This is a genomic window from Pseudomonas sp. 14A, assembly GCF_018132745.1.
Lineage (GTDB): Bacteria > Pseudomonadota > Gammaproteobacteria > Pseudomonadales > Pseudomonadaceae > Aquipseudomonas > Aquipseudomonas mercuritolerans.
Genome location: NZ_JAGRQJ010000018.1, coordinates 595,028 through 610,618, shown reverse-complemented (window position 1 = coordinate 610,618; position 15,591 = coordinate 595,028). Strand labels below are relative to the sequence as shown.

Annotated in this window: 10 protein-coding genes; 5 read left to right on the top strand and 5 right to left on the bottom strand. The window is 60.6% G+C overall.

Annotated elements, in window-relative coordinates:
* Positions 1–21 precede the first annotated feature (21 nt).
* The 3 genes from PS14A_RS25365 to uvrD form a co-directional block, all read right to left on the bottom strand.
* Positions 22–429: an SMI1/KNR4 family protein gene (locus PS14A_RS25365; protein ID WP_038359443.1), complete on the bottom strand. Its 408-nt coding sequence runs from the start codon at positions 427–429 to the stop codon at positions 22–24.
* A 136-nt stretch (positions 430–565) separates the two neighbouring features.
* Positions 566–1,441, bottom strand: coding sequence for a Tim44 domain-containing protein (locus PS14A_RS25360; RefSeq protein ID WP_016772449.1), 876 nt, complete (start codon positions 1,439–1,441; stop codon positions 566–568).
* A gap of 300 nt (positions 1,442–1,741) precedes the next feature.
* Positions 1,742–3,925, bottom strand: coding sequence for a DNA helicase II (uvrD, locus tag PS14A_RS25355; protein ID WP_064365169.1), 2,184 nt, complete (start codon positions 3,923–3,925; stop codon positions 1,742–1,744).
* Between the two features lie 257 nt (positions 3,926–4,182).
* On the opposite strand from uvrD, the gene PS14A_RS25350 reads away from it, so the two are divergent.
* From PS14A_RS25350 to PS14A_RS25340, 3 genes are all read left to right on the top strand, one after another.
* Complete coding sequence (locus PS14A_RS25350) at positions 4,183–7,056, top strand: GGDEF domain-containing phosphodiesterase (protein ID WP_212617466.1); 2,874 nt, start codon at positions 4,183–4,185, stop codon at positions 7,054–7,056.
* A gap of 127 nt (positions 7,057–7,183) precedes the next feature.
* Positions 7,184–8,050 (top strand): transcriptional regulator HexR, encoded by an 867-nt coding sequence (gene hexR / locus PS14A_RS25345; protein ID WP_007962240.1) that lies wholly within the window; start codon positions 7,184–7,186, stop codon positions 8,048–8,050.
* Between the two features lie 231 nt (positions 8,051–8,281).
* On the top strand, positions 8,282–8,485 hold the full coding sequence (locus PS14A_RS25340) for a hypothetical protein (protein WP_081932351.1): 204 nt from the start codon (positions 8,282–8,284) through the stop codon (positions 8,483–8,485).
* Here PS14A_RS25340 and PS14A_RS25335 read toward each other — a convergent pair.
* A complete protein-coding gene (locus PS14A_RS25335; RefSeq protein WP_130911480.1) occupies positions 8,427–9,389 on the bottom strand; it encodes a LysR family transcriptional regulator in 963 nt (320 codons plus the stop codon). The two genes, PS14A_RS25340 and PS14A_RS25335, sit on opposite strands and share 59 nt — an antisense overlap.
* A gap of 189 nt (positions 9,390–9,578) precedes the next feature.
* On the opposite strand from PS14A_RS25335, the gene PS14A_RS25330 reads away from it, so the two are divergent.
* Complete coding sequence (locus PS14A_RS25330; RefSeq protein WP_024014853.1) at positions 9,579–10,994, top strand: acetyl-CoA carboxylase biotin carboxylase subunit; 1,416 nt, start codon at positions 9,579–9,581, stop codon at positions 10,992–10,994.
* 101 nt (positions 10,995–11,095) lie between these two features.
* Positions 11,096–12,904, top strand: coding sequence for a sodium-extruding oxaloacetate decarboxylase subunit alpha (gene oadA, locus PS14A_RS25325; RefSeq protein ID WP_130888962.1), 1,809 nt, complete (start codon positions 11,096–11,098; stop codon positions 12,902–12,904).
* Positions 12,905–13,114: 210 nt separating this feature from the next.
* Here the strand turns inward: oadA and PS14A_RS25320 are convergent, their stop codons facing one another.
* Positions 13,115–15,352, bottom strand: coding sequence for an autotransporter outer membrane beta-barrel domain-containing protein (locus tag PS14A_RS25320; RefSeq protein ID WP_249121399.1), 2,238 nt, complete (start codon positions 15,350–15,352; stop codon positions 13,115–13,117).
* Positions 15,353–15,591: the final 239 nt, after the last annotated feature.

The window sequence follows — 15,591 nt, the reverse complement described above, 5'->3', positions numbered from 1 at the left end:
CCTGCCGGGGCGTGTGGCGGATCAGCTTTCCAGCCAGACGTCCCGCGCCCAGTGCCACACCGATTCCCAGGTTTCTTCGGCAATCAGTTCTTCTTCGGCCTGCCACAGCACCACGGTGCCGTCTTCTTCGACACAGTAGTAGTCATCGCCGTCCTGACAGATCGGGATCAAGCTGCGATCAACACCCACATCCCATGCATTGGCTGCCACGTCCGGCAGGTAGGTGTGCGATTGCGGATCAGTGACGGTCACCGGCTCGAGGCTGCCGTAGACCACATCGCTGACGGTCAGCAAAAATTCTTTGAAGACGAATGGAATGTCGATGAACAGTTGTTCTTCGATTTCTACCAGTAGGTCTTCGTCAGGCAATTCCAAAGGAACCGGTACGGGTTCGTTGGCTTCGCGCAGTTGTTCGATGATTTCTTCCACGTCCGGGATCCTCTTGCTTGAATGGCGCGGTTTATATGGGCCGGTTTATACAGTAGCTCGCCATAGATGCAACCGTGAAATGAAAAACCCCGGCCGAGGCCGGGGTTCTGTTACCGCAAGTGAAGCGCAGCAGGGATCAGCCGTTCTGGCGGATTCCGGCGACCAGCCAAGGCTGGTTGTCGCCCTGCGGACGTTCCATGTTCCAGCTTTCGCTGAACACTTCGCCCTGGTCGAAACGCGATGTTTTCGACACGCCGGTGAAGGTCAGGGTGGCAATGGTCTTGTCGGCACGATCGTCGACGCCGTCCAGCTGCACCTGCAGGTTGTCGATGTAGGTCGACTGGAAGCCGTCGCCCAGATCCGCACGCTCACGCTTGAGGAACTCAAGCATTTGCGGGGTCACGAACTCGGCGATCTTGTCCATTTCGTTGGCGTCCCAGTGCTGCTGCAGCGACTGGAAATGGCTACGCGCGGCTTCAAGGAAGCGCTCTTCGTTGAACCAGGCCGGTGCATTGATCACCGGACGGGCAGCAGCCGGAGCGGCCGAACCACCAAAGATCGAACCCATGGCGGCAGGCTTCTGCTCGAACACTTCACGCTGCATCGGCGCGCCGGCCGGAGCGAATTGCTCCTGCTGCTTGCGACGACGGGCGGCGATGAAGCGGAAGATCACGAACGCGATCAGGGCCATGATCAGGATGTCGAAGATCTGCATGCCCTGGAAGCCGTCGCCCATGAACATCGACGCGAGCAGGCCACCGGCGGCGATGCCCGCCAGAGGGCCGAGCCAGCGCGAAGCACCGCCGGCCTTGGCCGCGGCGCCAGCAGCACCGGCAGCGCCAGCGGTCGCTGCTGCGCCGCCCACGCCAGGAGAAGAAGGAGCCATCTGGCTGGTCTGGTGCGTCGGCGCAGCGCCGGCGCTTTTGCCACCACCAAAGCGCTTGGCGTTGGCGTCGAGGCTCATCGTCAGGCCGATGCACAACGCCATGGCGATGCTAAGAAAACGTTTCATAAAGGGTATTCCCGTTTTGTGGAGACACGCGCGCCATGTTGCACAGCTGAAGTGTTACTGGCTAGCGAGAGAGTGTTTCGGGCTTTTGCCTGACAGGTCGCGTTCAGCTTGGCGAGGCAATCAGCCGATGTACTTTTGTCTGTAGGAAAAGACGATAGGTTCAGAGGGATTGATGCACTTGCGCCGCATAACCTGTGGGAGCGAGCCTGCTCGCGAAGGCGTCGTGTCAGGCAAATGATTGCTTGATGTGACAGCGCTTTCGCGAGCAGGCTCGCTCCCACATGAGTTCAGTGCTGGTAGTTAGATGGCTTCCAGCTTGGCATAGCCGAGCATCAGCCACTTGCTGCCTTCGCTGAAGTTCACCTGCACCCGGGCTTGGGCGCCGGAGCCTTCGAAGTTGAGGATCACGCCCTCGCCGAAGATCGAGTGACGTACGGCCTGACCGAGCACAAAACCGGTTTCCGGAATCTCGCTGCCGCTGAACAGATTGCTGCCGCTCATCGACTGGTTGCCGCCGAACGGTCGGCTGACGCTGTTGGACAGACGCACTTCCTGAATCAGGCCTTTCGGCACTTCGCGGACGAAACGCGATACCTTGTTGTAGGTTTCGCTGCCGTACAGGCGCCGGGTTTCGGCGTAGGTCATCACCAGATTCTGCATCGCCCGGGTGATACCGACATAAGCCAGACGTCGTTCTTCCTCGAGACGCCCCGGTTCTTCCAGGCTCATCTTGTGCGGGAACAGGCCTTCTTCCATGCCCACGAGGAACACGTAAGGAAATTCCAGACCTTTGGCGCTGTGCAGGGTCATCAGTTGCACGCTGTCTTCGTGCTCGTCGGCCTGAGTGTCGCCGGCCTCCAGCGATGCGTGGCCGAGGAACGCCGCCAGTGGCGTCAGTTCTTCGTCTTCTTCGGTGTTCTCGAAGTTGCGCGCGGCGCTGACCAGTTCCTCAAGGTTTTCCACCCGGGCCTGGCCTTTCTCACCTTTTTCCGCTTCGTGATAAGCGATCAGGCCGGACTGCTCGATGACGGTTTGCGTCATCAGGTGCAGCGGCATCTCGGCGCACTTGGCGGCGAGGTTCTCGATCAGCTCGATAAACGCACCGAGCGCACTCGCGGCGCGACCGGTCAGGCCTTTGTTGGCAACCAGCTGGCGCATCGCTTCCCACATCGACACGTCGCTGTGTCGCGCATGCTCGCGAATGGCTTCGACGGTTTTCTCGCCGATGCCCCGGGCCGGCACGTTGATCACCCGTTCCAGCGCCGCATCGTTGCCGCGACCTTCAAGCAAGCGCAGGTAGGCCATGGCGTTCTTGATTTCTGCGCGTTCGAAGAAGCGCTGCCCGCCATAGATGCGGTACGGGATGCGCTCGCGCAGCAGGGCTTCTTCGAGCACCCGCGACTGGGCGTTGGAGCGGTACAGAATGGCGATATCGCTACGGGCCAGACCGGTTTTCAAAGCGCTTTCGATGGTTTCCACCACGTAACGCGCTTCGTCGTGCTCGTTGAACGCGGCGTACAGATTGATCGCTTCGCCGTCGCCACCGTCGGTCCACAGCTCTTTACCGAGACGCCCGGTGTTGTTGGCGATCAGCGCGTTAGCGGCTTTGAGGATGCCGGCAGTGGAGCGGTAATTCTGCTCCAGACGAATCGTCTCGGAGTCCGGGAAATCGGAAGAGTACTGATGGATGTTCTCGATCTTCGCCCCGCGCCAGCCGTAAATCGATTGGTCGTCGTCGCCGACCACCATCAGGCTGTCGCCGCCCTTGCCGAGCAGGCGCAACCAGGCGTACTGCACGGCGTTGGTGTCCTGGAATTCGTCGACCAGAATATGCCGGAAGCGCTTTTGGTAGTGCGCCAGCAGGCCGGGGTGATCGCGCCACAGATCGAGGGCGCGCAGCAGCAGTTCGGAGAAATCGATCACGCCGGCCCGCAGGCACGCTGCCTCGTAGGCTTCGTAGATGCCGCGCATGGTGGCCAGGAACAGGTCGCCGCTGGCTTGGATGTGTTGCGGCCGCAGACCTTCGTCTTTCTGGCCGTTGATGAACCACTGCGCCTGACGCGCCGGCCAGCGCTGCTCGTCCAGACCGAGCTCGCGGATCACCCGCTTGACCAGACGCTGCTGGTCATCGCTGTCGAGAATCTGGAAGGTCTGGCTCAGGCCCGCTTCCTGCCAGTGCGCCCGCAGCAAGCGGTGCGCGAGGCCGTGGAAGGTGCCGACCCACATGCCGGCCGGGTTGATGCCCAGCAACTGCTCGATGCGATGGCGCATCTCGGCAGCGGCCTTGTTGGTGAAGGTCACCGACAGGATGGAGTGAGGCGAGGCGTTTTCGACCTGGATCAACCAGGCGATACGGTGCACCAGCACTCGGGTTTTACCGGAACCGGCGCCGGCCAGGACCAACTGACGGCCAACGGGGGCTGCTACGGCCTGGCGTTGGGCATCGTTGAGGGAGTTCAGCAGAAGGGAGAGATCATCGCGCATCGGGGCATTCTAGGGTGCGCCGCAGGCCCGGGCAAACCGTGCGTTGCATTAGCCGATGAAAGTGCTGCCGATGACGACCGGTCGGTCACTGGCTGCAGGCTTCGGCCCGTCTCGCCTGAGGGGTTGCAGCGGTGCGCAAGCGGCGGAAAATTTCCCCGCAATTGTGATCGGCAGCAGTTTGGCATCGGGATCGGCTTGTGTATGCTCCGTGCACGTTTCGGGCGCACGCCCTCCTTATAAGAACAAGAACGTTGCCCATGATCCTCAGCGCCGAACTGTCGGGGCCCTCCATGGACCCCCGGGTGATCCGCAAGCACTATGCCGTCGAAATGGCGGTGGAGCGCACGCGTCTGCTGTATCAGGGCTCGTTGTTGCCCACGCTGTTCATGTTGATCAATGGTCTGGTCTGCGCCGCTTTGCTCTGGAGCCCGCAGCGCTACTTCGTGGTCAGCGTCTGGCTGGTGTGGCTGCTGTCGCTGGTCGCGCTGCGGGTGATTCAGGTAGCCGCGTTCGATTCGGCGATTCCCGATCGCCAGGCCCAGCCGATCTGGTTCCGCATGTTCCTGCTCGGTTCGACCATGACCGGCCTGACCCTCGCCGGTGCCGGCATTGCGCTCGTTCCCGCTGACAACTTCATGCAGCAAGCCTGGGTGTTCGGCCTGATCGGCGCGGCAACACTGTCCGCCAGCGTCGCCTACGCGGTGAGCCTGCCGGCGTTCCTGTCGTTTACCTTGCCGTGCCTGCTGCCAGCGATCGGCTACCTGTTCTGGGGCGGCGACGATCAGGCACGAGGCTGGGGCTGGCTGGGCTTGATCCTGCTCGGCTCGCTGAGTGTGGTGGCGTGGCAGGTCAATCGGCTGATTGACCGCGGATTGCTGCGGCGCTTCCAGAATCAGCACCTGATCGAGCATTTGCAGCAAGCGCAAACGCGCAGCGAACAACTCAATCAGGAGCTTGGTAAAGAGATCGAACAGCGCCGCTGTGCCGAAGCGCAATTGCGTGAAGCGCAGGTCGACCTCGAAGATCGCGTGGCCCAGCGCAGCCGCGAACTGGACGCGGCCAATCAGGCCCTGAGCAAAAGCGAAGCGCGCCTGGCGCTGGCGCTCAAGGCCAGTGAGCTCGGATTGTGGGACTGGAACCTGCAGACCGACGAAGTCCACCACACACAGATTCAGGAACTGTTCGGCCTCGCCCCGGAATACGTCACCGCGCTGCTGCGCGACCTCAAGCCACGACTGCATCCTGAAGATGTGCCGTCACTCAAGTTCGCCCTGGTCGAGCATCTGAAGGGGCGCACCGAGGATTATCAGGTCGAATATCGCCTGCGCCACGGCGATGGCCATTGGGTATGGATCGAGGACCGTGGCCGCGCCGTAGAACGCAGCGCCAACGGCCGGGTGATCCGCATGGTCGGCACTCGCCGCGATATCAGCGCCAGCAAAAGCCTTGAAGAGCAGCAGCGGCTGGCGGCCACGGTGTTCGAAGCGGCCAGCGAAGGCATCGTGATTCTCGACCCGGACTACGCGCTGATTGCGATCAACCAAGCGTTCAGCCGGGTTACCGGTTACGAGATCGACGACATGCTCGGGCGCAACGTCGTAGAGTTGCCGTGCAGCCGCGATGCCCGTCGTCACTACGTGGCGATCCGTCATGCGCTGGAGCAGCATGGGAGCTGGCAGGGCGAGCTGGTGGAGACGCGCAAGAACGGCGAGCTGTATCCGCAATGGCTGCAACTCAATGCCGTGCGTGATAGCCGTGGCAATGTCAGCCATATCGTCGGCTTCTTCGCCGATCTCTCGGCGCGGCGGGCCTCGGAAGAGCGTATGCGCTATCTGACCCATTACGACGAGCTCACCGGCCTGGCCAACCGTTCACTGTTCCGCGAGCGCCTGCACGAAGCCCATCAGCGGGTGCGCCAGGGCGGGCGCCGCAGTCTGGCGTTGCTGCACATCAATCTCGATCGCTTCAAATTGCTCAATGACAGCCTCGGCCATGAAGTCGCAGATCAGTTGCTGCAGAAAATGGCCCGGCGGCTGGTCAATGCCTTGCCGGAAGCCGACACCATTGCGCGCTTGTCCGGTGACGAGTTTGCCGTGCTGTTCGATGCCTACGGCAATCTGTCGAGCCTGGCTCGGGTAGCGACGCGGCTGTCGGCCAAGCTGCGTTTGCCGCTGAGTGTCGACGGGCATGAATTGGTAGTCAGCGCTTCGATGGGCATCAGCCTGTTGCCGGACAACGCGCGGGAAATCTCGGCGCTGGTCAGCCAGTCGAACATGGCCATGCAACATGCCAAACATCTGGGCGGCAACAATTTCCAGTTCTACACCGACAGCCTGCAAGCCAGCACACTCGAACGTTTGCAGCTGGAAAACCACCTGCGCAGAGCTATTGAAGAACAGCAACTGACGGTGTTCTACCAACCGAAACTGTGCCTGCAAACCGGTCGCCTGAATGCCGCTGAAGCGCTGGTGCGCTGGGATCATCCGAGCATGGGCCAGGTGCCGCCTGCGGATTTCATTGGCCTGGCCGAAGAGACCGGTCTGATCGGGCCGATCGGCGAATTCGTTTTGCGTCAGGCGTGCTGGCAAGCGTGCGAATGGCAGCGCCAGGGCCTGGCGCCGATCCGCGTGTCGGTGAACCTGTCGGTGCATCAGCTGCGCCAGGGCAAGCTGGTCAGTCTGGTGCGGCAGGTGCTGGAAGAAACCGGGCTGGCGCCGCACTGCCTTGAGCTCGAATTGACCGAAAGCCATTTGCTCGACAGCGTCGAACACATCATTGCGACGTTCCAGCAGTTGCGCGATCTGGGGGTGAAATTGGCGATCGATGATTTCGGCACCGGTTATTCCTCGTTGAGTTATCTCAAGCGCATCCCGGTGGACTACGTGAAAATCGATCAGGCATTCATTCGCGGCTTGAGCGAGGGCAGTGCGGACGCGGCGATCACTCGCGCGATCATCGCCATGGCCCACGGACTGGCGCTGAAAGTAGTGGCGGAGGGTGTCGAGCGTGAGGATCAACTGGCATTTCTGCGCGCCGAACACTGCGACGAAGTGCAGGGTTATCTGATCAGCCGGCCGGTAGACGCTGCTTGTCTGGCCGGGCTTTTGCGTGATCAGAAAAATCCGCAGTAAGGGCTACATGCTCCTCAGCGTGCCTGACGCCGGGACATCGAGTTACGCATTGAGCAGGCAAAATGCCCATTCATGTAGTATAACTACAAGCTTGCTACATCCTTGCCCACAAGAAGAGTCCAGCCCCTTGAATCTGCTGCAACACATCGCCCAGTCACGTCACCTGTTACGCAAGTCGGAGCTCAAGGTCGCCGACCACGTGCTGCTTGACCCTGCGGCAGTGATGCACAGTTCCATGGCCGACCTGGCTCACAGCGTCGGCATCAGCGAGCCGACCATCGTGCGTTTCTGCCGCGCGATCGGTTGTTCCGGCTTTCAGGACCTCAAGCTGAAACTGGCGCAAAGCCTGGCCGCCGGCGCCAGCTTCGGCCAGTTCGCAATCCACGAAGACGACTCCGTCGCCGACTACAGCCTGAAGATTTTCGACACCACGCTGCACACCTTGATGGAAGTGCGCGAGAAGCTCGATCCGGTGGAGCTGCAGCGCGCGGTGACGCTGATGTCCCAGGCGCAGCGTGTCGAGTTCTACGGCTTCGGTGCGTCTGGTGCGGTGGCCGCGGATGCACAGCACAAGTTCTTCCGTTTGCTGCTGACCGCGGCGGCATATTCCGATCCGCACATGCAGGCGATGTCGGCTGTGACGCTGAAGCCCACCGATGTGGCGATCTGTATTTCCCAGTCAGGGCGCTCCAAGGATTTGCTGATCACCGCTAACCTCGTTCGCGAGAGCGGGGCGTCGTTGATCACTCTGTGCCCGAGCCAGACGCCGTTGGCCGAACTGTCGACCGTCAATCTGGCGATCGATGTGCATGAAGACACCGAGATCTATACGCCGCTGACCTCGCGAATCGCCCACCTGGTGGTGATCGACGTGCTGGCGATGGGCGTAGCCATGGCGCGCGGGCCGAGCCTGGTCAATCACCTCAAGAGCGTGAAGCGCAGCTTGCGCAGTCTGCGCTTGTCGCCCAAGGCCGTGAAAGCGCTGGACGACTAAGTCCAAGGTCTGCCGACCTCTTCGCGAGCAGGCTCGCTCCCACAGAGTTCTGCTGTAAACACAAATTCTGTGTCTGCCGGAGATCAAAATGTGGGAGCGAGCCTGCTCGCGAAGGCGCACCTGCAAACACCGCACATTTGAAATTTTCATCAGTCTGTAACCCTGACGCAGCCAAACCGTCATCCTCCACGCTTATCGTAAAACTCCCGTACTCGCCCTGGGAGACTCGAAATGGCTCAGCCCTACGAAGAACGCAACAGCGCCGCGAAAACCCGGCGTCAGCAGGAAGATCAGCGCCGCATGGAATTCCGCCGCGCAATCGAGGATCGCTTCGAACTTCGCCAGCTTCAGGCCGAGATCGGCGATTTTCCCGAGATCACTCACTGGCAGGCGACGCCCGCAGCTTCCCGTCGAAACGCTCAACCAACGCAATAATCTGCGCCCGCTCGCTGCGGATAAACGCCAGGAAGGCGTGCGCCACCGGTGACAGCCGCTTGGCTTTGGCCTGCACCAGGCACCAGCTGCGCAGCAGCGGCAACTCTTCGACCGGCAGCTCGACCAGGCCGCCGGTCGCCAGCTCCAGGTTCAGGGCGTGGCGCGTCAACAGCGCCAGGCCCAGACCCGCCACCACGCATTCGCGCTGGGCTTCGGCGGACGCTACTTCCTGGGTCTGGGTGAAATGCACGCGCTTTTCCTTGAAGTATTCCTCGCAGGCCAGACGCGTGCCAGAACCCGGCTCGCGGATCAGCAGCGTATACGGCTCCAGATCCTGCAAGCGCAACGGGCCCATGTGCGCCAGCGGGTGATCCGGACGCGCCACAGCGACAATCGGATTGTTGAGAAACGGCAGAAATTCCAGGCCCATGTCCTGCGGCACCATCGACATGATCACCAGATCATCGCGGTTGTCCGAGAGGCGGCGGATGACCTGGCCACGGTTGACCACGGTCAGCTGCAAATTGACTTCCGGATGCTGGCGCTTGAACGCAGCAAACAGATGCGGCACGAAATATTTGGCGCTTGATTCCACTGCCAGTTTCAGCTGACCCTGCAGCGAACCCTGCATGTCCGACAGTTGCATATCGAGGTTTTCCAGCCGCCCGAAAATGTCGCGACTGGCACGCTGAAGCGCTTCGGCCGCCTCGGTCATGTAGAGTTTTTTGCCGACATAGTCGAACAGCGGCTGACCGATCAGCTCTTCAAGCTGCCGAATCTGTAGGCTCACTGCCGGTTGTGTGAGGGACATTTCCTCGGCGGCGCGGCTGTAGGAACGTAAATCACACACCTCATTGAAGATCTGCAACTGACGCAATGTCATACGCATCAATGACTTACGCATTTTATTCAAGCTCGGTTGGCGGTCAGATGAGTCGACTATAAGTGTTTACTTATGCCTGACCCAATTTTTATTCATTTTTGTTAATCCCTCAGCAGCGCTAGTGTGGCCTGCGACTGAATTGAAACATTTGGTCACGCGTCGACCTGGCTCCAGCAGGTCGTGGTGCCACCGGCTCAAGGGAATTTCCAAGTGATAAAAAAGATCCTGATCGCCAACCGTGGTGAGATTGCCGTACGCATCGTACGAGCCTGCGCCGAAATGGGCATACGCTCGGTTGCGATTTTCTCCGATGCCGATCGCCATGCCTTGCATGTGAAGCGTGCGGACGAGGCCCACAGCGTGGGTGCCGAGCCACTGGCCGGCTACCTGAACCCGCGCAAGCTGGTGAACCTGGCCGTGGAAACCGGCTGCGATGCGCTGCATCCCGGCTACGGCTTCCTGTCGGAAAACGCCGAGCTGGCGGAAATCTGCGCTGAGCGCGGCATCAAATTCATCGGCCCGTCGGCGGAAGTCATCCGGCGCATGGGCGACAAGACCGAAGCGCGGCGCAGCATGATCAAGGCCGGCGTACCGGTGACACCCGGCACCGAGGGCAACGTCTCCGGCATCGAAGAAGCCTTGGTTGAGGGCGACCGCATCGGTTACCCGGTAATGCTCAAGGCCACCTCCGGTGGTGGCGGTCGCGGTATCCGTCGCTGCAACAGCCGCGAAGAACTCGAACAGAACTTCCCCCGGGTCATCTCCGAAGCCACCAAGGCGTTCGGTTCGGCGGAAGTGTTCCTGGAAAAATGCATCGTCAATCCCAAGCACATCGAAGCGCAGATCCTTGGCGACAGCTTCGGCAACGTCGTGCACCTGTTCGAGCGTGACTGCTCGATCCAGCGCCGCAACCAAAAGCTCATCGAGATCGCGCCCAGCCCGCAGCTGACCCCGGAACAACGCGCCTACATCGGCGACCTGTCGGTGCGTGCGGCCAAGGCTGTGGGTTACGAGAATGCCGGCACCGTGGAGTTCCTGCTCGCCGAGGGCGAGGTGTACTTCATGGAAATGAACACGCGGGTGCAGGTGGAACACACCATCACCGAAGAAATCACCGGCATCGACATCGTCCGCGAACAGATTCGCATCGCTTCCGGCCTGCCACTTTCGGTAAAGCAGGAAGACATCCAGCACCGTGGCTTTGCGTTGCAGTTCCGTATCAACGCCGAAGACCCGAAGAACAACTTCCTGCCGAGCTTCGGCAAAATTACCCGTTACTACGCCCCCGGCGGCCCGGGCGTGCGCACCGACACGGCGATCTACACCGGCTACACCATTCCGCCGTTCTACGACTCGATGTGCCTGAAACTGGTGGTTTGGGCGCTGACTTGGGAAGAGGCGATGGACCGTGGTCTGCGGGCGCTGGACGACATGCGTCTGCAAGGCGTGAAGACCACCGCCGCCTACTACCAGGAAATCCTGCGCAACCCGGAATTCCGTAGCGGCCAGTTCAATACCAGCTTCGTTGAAAGCCACCCGGAACTGACCAACTACTCGATCAAGCGCAAACCCGAAGAGCTGGCCCTGGCCATCGCCGCCGCCATCGCCGCCCACGCAGGCCTATGAATGAAGCAGCTGCGAGCTTTCAGCTGCAAGCGGCAAGTAAAAGCAGATTGGCTTTTTCTTGCAGCTCGTAGCTTGAAGCTTGCCGCTATGAGGAGATACCAATGACTAAGAAGATCTTCGTTACCGACACCATCCTGCGCGACGCTCACCAATCGCTGCTCGCCACCCGCATGCGCACCGAAGACATGCTGCCGATCTGCGACAAGCTCGACAAGGTCGGCTACTGGTCGCTGGAATGCTGGGGCGGCGCGACGTTCGACGCCTGCGTGCGCTTCCTCAAGGAAGACCCGTGGGAGCGCCTGCGCCAACTGCGCGCCGCACTGCCCAACACCCGTCTGCAAATGCTCCTGCGCGGGCAGAATCTGCTCGGCTATCGCCATTACAGCGACGACGTGGTCAAAGCTTTCGTCGCCAAAGCAGCGGTGAACGGCATCGACGTGTTCCGCATTTTCGATGCGATGAACGATGTGCGTAACCTGCGCGTGGCCATCGAAGCGGTGAAGGCTGCCGGCAAACACGCACAGGGCACCATCGCCTATACCACCAGTCCGGTGCACACCATCGATGCTTTCGTCACCCAGGCCAAGCAAATGGAGTCCATGGGTTGCGACTCGGTGGCGATCAAGGATATGGCCGGTCTGCTGACCCCGTACGCCACTGGTGAACTGGTTCGCGCGTTGAAAGCCGAGCAGTCGCTGCCGGTGTTCATCCACTCGCACGATACTGCTGGCCTGGCCGCCATGTGCCAGCTCAAGGCGATCGAAAACGGTGCCGATCATATCGACACCGCAATCTCCAGCTTCGCCTCGGGCACCAGCCACCCAGGCACCGAGTCGATGGTTGCCGCGCTCAAAGGCACCGAGTACGACACCGGCCTGAATCTGGAACTGCTCCAGGAAATCGGCCTGTACTTCTATGCCGTGCGCAAGAAGTACCACCAGTTCGAAAGCGAATTCACCGCCGTCGACACCCGTGTGCAGGTCAACCAGGTGCCGGGCGGGATGATTTCCAACCTCGCCAACCAGTTGAAAGAGCAGGGCGCTCTGAACCGCATGAGCGAAGTGCTCGCAGAAATCCCGCGCGTGCGTGAAGACCTCGGCTTCCCGCCGCTGGTGACCCCAACCTCGCAAATCGTCGGCACCCAGGCATTTTTCAACGTACTGGCCGGCGAACGCTACAAGACCATCACCAACGAAGTGAAGCTGTATCTGCAGGGCGGCTACGGCAAGGCACCGGGCGTGGTCAATGAAAAACTGCGGCGTCAGGCGATCGGCAGCGAAGACGTCATCGACGTGCGCCCGGCCGATCTGCTCAAGCCGGAAATGACCAAGTTGCGTGCCGATATCGGCGCACTGGCCAAATCCGAAGAAGACGTGCTGACCTTCGCCATGTTTCCGGACATCGGCCGCAAGTTCCTCGAGGAGCGTGCCGCCGGCACCCTCACGCCGGAAGTGCTGTTGCCAATCCCGGAAGCGGGCGCCGTTGCCTCGGCCGGCGGCGAAGGCGTGCCGACCGAGTTCGTCATCGATGTGCACGGCGAGACCTATCGCGTCGATATCACCGGTGTCGGCGTCAAGGCTGAAGGCAAGCGCCACTTCTATCTGTCCATCGACGGCATGCCGGAAGAAGTGGTGTTCGAACCGCTCAACGAATTCGTTGGCGGCGGCAGCAGCAAACGCAAACAGGCCTCGGCACCAGGCCACGTCAGCACCACCATGCCCGGCAACATCGTCGATGTGCTGGTCAAGGAGGGCGACAGCGTCAAGGCTGGCCAGGCGGTACTGATCACCGAAGCGATGAAGATGGAAACCGAAGTCCAGGCCGCCATTGCCGGCAAGGTCACCGCGATTCATGTGGCCAAGGGCGACCGGGTCAACCCGGGCGAAATCCTCATCGAGATCGAAGGCTGAGATAACAGTCGCGATCCAACGCTTTAAACCTCGGGGGAGCATGTGCTCCCCTTTTTTTTGCCTGTGATTTTCGACCTTGTCAGGTCATTGCCAGGGATCACATGTGGGAGCGAGCCTGCTCGCGAATGCGTCAAGTCAGCCAACATCATCTTCGAGTGTTCCACCGCTTTCGCGAGCAGGCTCGCTCCCACAGGAGTGGTGTTCAGCCCGTCAGAACGCCATGCGCCATTGTCCCGCTACGCCGTACGTTCGGCTGTCATTGCCCAGCTCACCCGTTAGGCCCATGCCCAATGTGTGCGCCGCCGACAGCCCAAGATCCAGCCCCGCATCTACTGACAGGCTATTCCGATCCAGCGCCGCGCCGGTCACTTCGAAAGGCTTGCCGCCCTTGCGCAGTTGTTGGCGGGTGTCGTTGTCGATCGTGCCGAAGGTATGTTTCCAGCCTGCGCTCAATCGCGGGGTCAAATGCATGCCGTTATCCAGCGAGTTGACCTGCGCTAGCCCCAGACCAAAAGTGCTGCTGAAGTTGTCGCGGGTCTGCCCATGGATTTTCAGCGCGGCGTCGCCACCTTTTTCGTTGTAACTGTCGCGTTGATAGTGCTGATAGCCAAGGCTGGCGTAGGGTTCGAGGGTTACGCTATCCCGGCCCAAATCGAACCCGGCTTCAACGAATGCCTGTTGAGTATTGGCGTCGTAGTTGCCCTTCAGGCGATCGTTGAAACCCTTGAACGCGACCCGTCGTGTGCTGCTGCCGTCATGGCTGGCGTAGGTGACGCCGAGACGCAACGACAGCGGACCGTGCTGGCGCACAGCGTAGGCGCCCAAGTGCCAGCTGTCGAGGTCGCCGTCGTACTGGCGGGCATCGAGTTTGGTCTGCGATTTACCGCCGAGCAGGCCGACATGCCAGTGCTCGTCGAGTCGCCAGTCAGCGCCCATTACCAGACCTTGCGTGGCATGTTGGAGGATACCGTCAGCGTCGCGATCAACCTTGCCGCCGAGGCCCAACGCCTGAATCCACACCCGCCCAGAGTCTTCGTTGCCTGCGGCCTGACGCGGTGAACCGCGCGAGCCGTAGGTCGAGCCGGAATGCTTGTCCAGTTGCCGCATCGCCGAGAGCATGCTCGCACTGACCGGCGTGACACTGCTCAAAGTGGCTTTGACAAGGTTGGCATTGCTGCCTGCGGCAAGTTGATCGAGGGCGATGGGCGCGGTGGTTTTATCGCTGGTCAGCAGTGCGGCGACGGCCCTGTTGGTGCCGATATCGAAAGCTCGAGTGGAAGCCCCTCGATTATCCATGCTCTGCGCAATCGAACGACCACTGCGCGTTTGGGCCAGGTCTTCGAACCCTACAGCGTTGCGCACGTAGTGCAGCTTCACGGCGTTTGGCTCATAGGAAAGCGTGGGCTTCATGTAGGCCAGATTGGTGGTGACCTCTCCGAACTCGCCATCAATGACGTTTGCAGACAGCAGCCGGTACTCATTGATACGAGCGTAGTCGCCCGGTACGCCATAAATCTCGACACGCGCACCTCCCAGGCTCGCGGTGCCCTGAACATGCACGGGATCTGAGCCGCGGTCGGCAGATACGGCGTAAGAAAACACAGCGTCCTCATGGAGCGTCAGATTGCCTTTGATATTCGGAGAGCCGTGTTGCTGGCTGGCAAGCAGTGTTCCTGCAACATACAGCCCCGTCACGTGTCCATAACCGCCAAACACCGCTCCCGGGTCGACATCGACACCATTGATCGATGCGTAGTTGAGCAGCACTGCGTCCGCTTTGACGTCGGCATCACCCTCGAAAGCGTGACGCAGGGTCCACTGCCCACGTGCGATTCGCATGGCCGAGAAATTGCGTGTTTTGCCGATCTCGCCGCCCTCCGCAGCATTGAACAACAGCCCGTTCGCACCTTCGCCGCCGTCCAGTAGACCGTCCCAACGGGCGCCCTTATTGATCACCAGCAAGTCATCTCCATGGCCCAGTTGCAGGGATACGCCGCCGACATTCTCGAGCGGGCTCGAGACAAAAGAGCGCTGCGTAGTGACCGCCAACATGTCGCGTTCAAACGGGTCGACGAGATCGAATTCCTCATCGCCGGTTTCCTCCACCACGAACTCCGGAAACTCCAACCCTTCATAAAAAGCCGGACTGAAATCCTCGATCGCAACCGTCGCGCGTACGGCATCGACCGAAGGCGCGTCAGAGGCCGGCCTGGGCGACGGAGAAGTGTGCTCCAGCGGGCCGATGAATTCCTTGATCGCAAACAAGTCATCAGGATCCGCTTTCGGCGCGGGTGTTTTCTTCTTTCGAGGCTTGGCGGTTTTGTCTTCGCTGATCTCTGCAGAAACCTGGACGTCAGGTAGTTGTTCGATGGACGCCTCGGCAGATCCGATGGTCAGCGCGATCGCCAGAGCGAGGTGATGGGGACGGTATTTGTGTAGGGCAGGCATCAAGTTCAACCTCCTTGTATGAAAGGCTCAACTCTATTGCTGCCTTGAAAAAAACGATGTCGGTCGGTTCCTGATGCTGTGCAGGCTACGTCGGATCGTTCTGTCGAAAATCCTCACGGGATTTCGCAAACAGAGCTTTTACGCAGCATCGCCGGTTCTTTTTCCTACGGCTTGGTACTGTTGGCGCATTCTTATCGGAATGAGGTCAGGCGCTTACCTGCATTATTTTGCATGCACCT

Bases quoted from the DNA above. Each gene is read 5' to 3' on its own strand.
- PS14A_RS25360 (WP_016772449.1), bottom strand. From the start codon at position 1,441: ATGAAACGTTTTCTTAGCATCGCCATGGCGTTGTGCATCGGCCTGACG.
- uvrD (WP_064365169.1), bottom strand. From the start codon at position 3,925: ATGCGCGATGATCTCTCCCTTCTGCTGAACTCCCTCAACGATGCCCAA.
- PS14A_RS25350 (WP_212617466.1), top strand. From the start codon at position 4,183: ATGATCCTCAGCGCCGAACTGTCGGGGCCCTCCATGGACCCCCGGGTG.
- PS14A_RS25340 (WP_081932351.1), top strand. From the start codon at position 8,282: ATGGCTCAGCCCTACGAAGAACGCAACAGCGCCGCGAAAACCCGGCGT.
- PS14A_RS25335 (WP_130911480.1), bottom strand. From the start codon at position 9,389: ATGCGTAAGTCATTGATGCGTATGACATTGCGTCAGTTGCAGATCTTC.
- oadA (WP_130888962.1), top strand. From the start codon at position 11,096: ATGACTAAGAAGATCTTCGTTACCGACACCATCCTGCGCGACGCTCAC.
- PS14A_RS25320 (WP_249121399.1), bottom strand. From the start codon at position 15,352: ATGCCTGCCCTACACAAATACCGTCCCCATCACCTCGCTCTGGCGATC.